The following is a 2,129-nucleotide window of genomic DNA, read 5'->3' as shown; positions in this document are numbered from 1 at the left end:
CGCCGCTGCGGTAGCGCTGGCCCTGACCGTGCTCTGGGGAAGTGCCGGGATTTTCCCGCAGGCCGCCGCAGACCCGCTGCCTCCGTCTCCGGACAGCACGGTGACCCAGCGTCTTTGGGATTGGCCGGAGCGGTGGAATCAATCCATGGACAGCATGTTCTCTCAGATCAGTGATTTTTTGGACCACTTCAGCGGCGACAGACCGCAGACCAATGAAGGAGGAACTCACTCATGACACCCAAACACGGACTGCTTTTATTTCTCACCTCCTGCCTCTCCGGATGCGGGCAGATGTACCAGGGGTATATGAAGCGGGGGCTTTCCCTGCTGCTGCTGTTTTTCGCCATTTTGGCGATTTCCGGTTTCCTGGGGATGGGGGCACTGGCCTTTTTCCTGCCGGTGGTATGGCTCTACGCCTTTTTCGACAGCTACAATCTCCGCACCCAGATCACCGCGGGAACACAGCCGCCGGATGATTTTCTGTTCGGCCTCTCGGATCTGGACAGCCAGCGGATGGCCAAGCTGCTCCGCAGCCGCCACAGCCTGATTGGCTGGGCACTGATTCTGGTGGGCGGCTGGATGCTCTACCGGATGCTGCTCAACCGCATCGGCTGGCTGATCGGAGACTGGGCCTATTGGCTCTACGACCTGCTCTACGACCTGCCCCGCATGGTCATCACGGTTCTGGTGATTTTGTTGGGCGTCTGGTTCATCCGCGGGCCAAGAAACCGCCAGCAGGAAGATATTCCGGTCTTCACCCCGCCGGAATCCGATTTCCGGCAGCAGGATAGTCCAGACGGCAGCGCCTCTTGTGAGGCACCCGAATCAGATGACCCCGCTGCTTCCCGCCGAGAGGTGCCCCATGACAAAGAAGTGTGATTTCTCCGCAGGCGCCGCACCTGTTTCGGAGCATCCGGTGCCTGAAAAGCCCCGGCGGGTAGGGACCTTCACGCTGGGCGTGGTGTTGATTCTCAGCGGTGCGGCCATGCTGCTGTGCATGTTTTTTCCCAAGCTGGATCTGACGTTCCTCCTCAAGCTCAGCCCCCTCATTCTGGTGAGCCTTGGTGTGGAGACCCTGCTGGCCGCCCGGCGGGACAGTGCCATCCGCTACGACTGGGTGGGCATGGTGCTGTGCTTTCTGCTGGTCTCCTGTGCTCTGGTGCTCTTTGTCATCGCCTGGTGTCTGCTCTATTGTCCCGACGTCGTAATTCATCTTTGAGTGATTCCAGAAGGCGGATGCCGTACGGCATCCGCTTTCTCTCTTTTGATACGACGCTTTGCTTTTCGGGAATTTTTGCGTATAATGGAAGCACTTCAACAAAGGGGGCATCCCATGTCTGAGCTCTATTCCATGCGTCCCATCGCCCACATCCGCAGCGATTTTTCCACCAAATTCGGCGTTCCCCGGCAAAGCGGCCTGGTGGACTCTCTGGAGGCCACGGTGGTCTTTGAGCCGGAATTCCGCAACCCCGACGCCCTACGGGGACTGGAGGGGTTTTCCCACATCTGGCTGGTCTGGGTCTTTTCCGCCTCTGTGCGCCGGACCTGGTCCCCCACAGTGCGGCCGCCCCGACTGGGCGGAAATACCCGCATGGGCGTGTTTGCCACCCGCTCCCCGTTCCGGCCGAATCCCATCGGGCTCTCCTCTGTGCGTCTGGCCGGTATAGCGTCCACACCGGATCTGGGCACGGTGCTGCGGGTCCAGGGGGCAGATCTGATGGATGGCACGCCCATTTTGGATATCAAACCCTACCTTCCCTATGGCGACTGCCACCCGGAGGCTAGCGGCGGCTTTGCTGCTGCACCGGCAGGTGCGGTACTGGCGGTAGACATTCCGCCGGCGCTTCTGGCGCAGATACCGGAAAACCGCCGGGAAGCTCTCATGGGTGTTCTGGCACAGGACCCGCGGCCGCACTACCAAAAGGACTCCGATCGGGTCTACGGCTTTGGTTTTGCGGGGCTGGAGGTGCGCTTTACCGTGACAGACGGCCTTCTCACCGTCCGGGAGATTCTGCCGGAGGAGCGGTAACCGAAATTCCCGGCCTGTTCCGCAGCATCGGCAACTCGCTCTTTTTCAATATTTCAACGAAAAAAGCCCCGTCCGGAAAAGACGCCCCCGCAAAAGGACA

General features: G+C 60.3%; 4 protein-coding genes. All 4 read left to right on the top strand.

The features are described 5' to 3' along the window. Positions 1-235, top strand: a 235-nt coding sequence (locus QZL67_RS05330; protein ID WP_292919910.1) for a hypothetical protein, incomplete at its 5' end; no start/stop codon positions are given. Next, entirely contained in the window at positions 232-879 is a 648-nt protein-coding gene (locus QZL67_RS05325; RefSeq protein ID WP_022289718.1) for a hypothetical protein, read from the top strand. The genes QZL67_RS05330 and QZL67_RS05325, both read left to right, overlap by 4 nt. After that, positions 863-1,219 carry a hypothetical protein gene (locus QZL67_RS05320; RefSeq protein WP_022289717.1) on the top strand — a complete coding sequence of 119 codons (357 nt, stop codon included), beginning with the start codon at positions 863-865 and terminating at the stop codon, positions 1,217-1,219. The genes QZL67_RS05325 and QZL67_RS05320 overlap by 17 nt, the downstream gene beginning before the upstream one ends. A 114-nt stretch (positions 1,220-1,333) precedes the next feature. Next, entirely contained in the window at positions 1,334-2,029 is a 696-nt protein-coding gene (tsaA, locus tag QZL67_RS05315; RefSeq protein WP_022289716.1) for a tRNA (N6-threonylcarbamoyladenosine(37)-N6)-methyltransferase TrmO, read from the top strand. Positions 2,030-2,129 lie beyond the last annotated feature (100 nt).

The organism is Oscillibacter sp. CAG:155, from assembly GCA_000436875.1.
In the GTDB taxonomy this organism is placed as follows: Bacteria; Bacillota; Clostridia; order Oscillospirales; family Oscillospiraceae; genus Oscillibacter.
Note: the sequence above shows the minus strand (reverse complement) of the source record. Positions and strands in the feature narration are given on the sequence as shown.

Bases quoted from the DNA above. Each gene is read 5' to 3' on its own strand.
- tsaA (WP_022289716.1), top strand. From the start codon at position 1,334: ATGTCTGAGCTCTATTCCATGCGTCCCATCGCCCACATCCGCAGCGAT.
- QZL67_RS05320 (WP_022289717.1), top strand. From the start codon at position 863: ATGACAAAGAAGTGTGATTTCTCCGCAGGCGCCGCACCTGTTTCGGAG.
- QZL67_RS05325 (WP_022289718.1), top strand. From the start codon at position 232: ATGACACCCAAACACGGACTGCTTTTATTTCTCACCTCCTGCCTCTCC.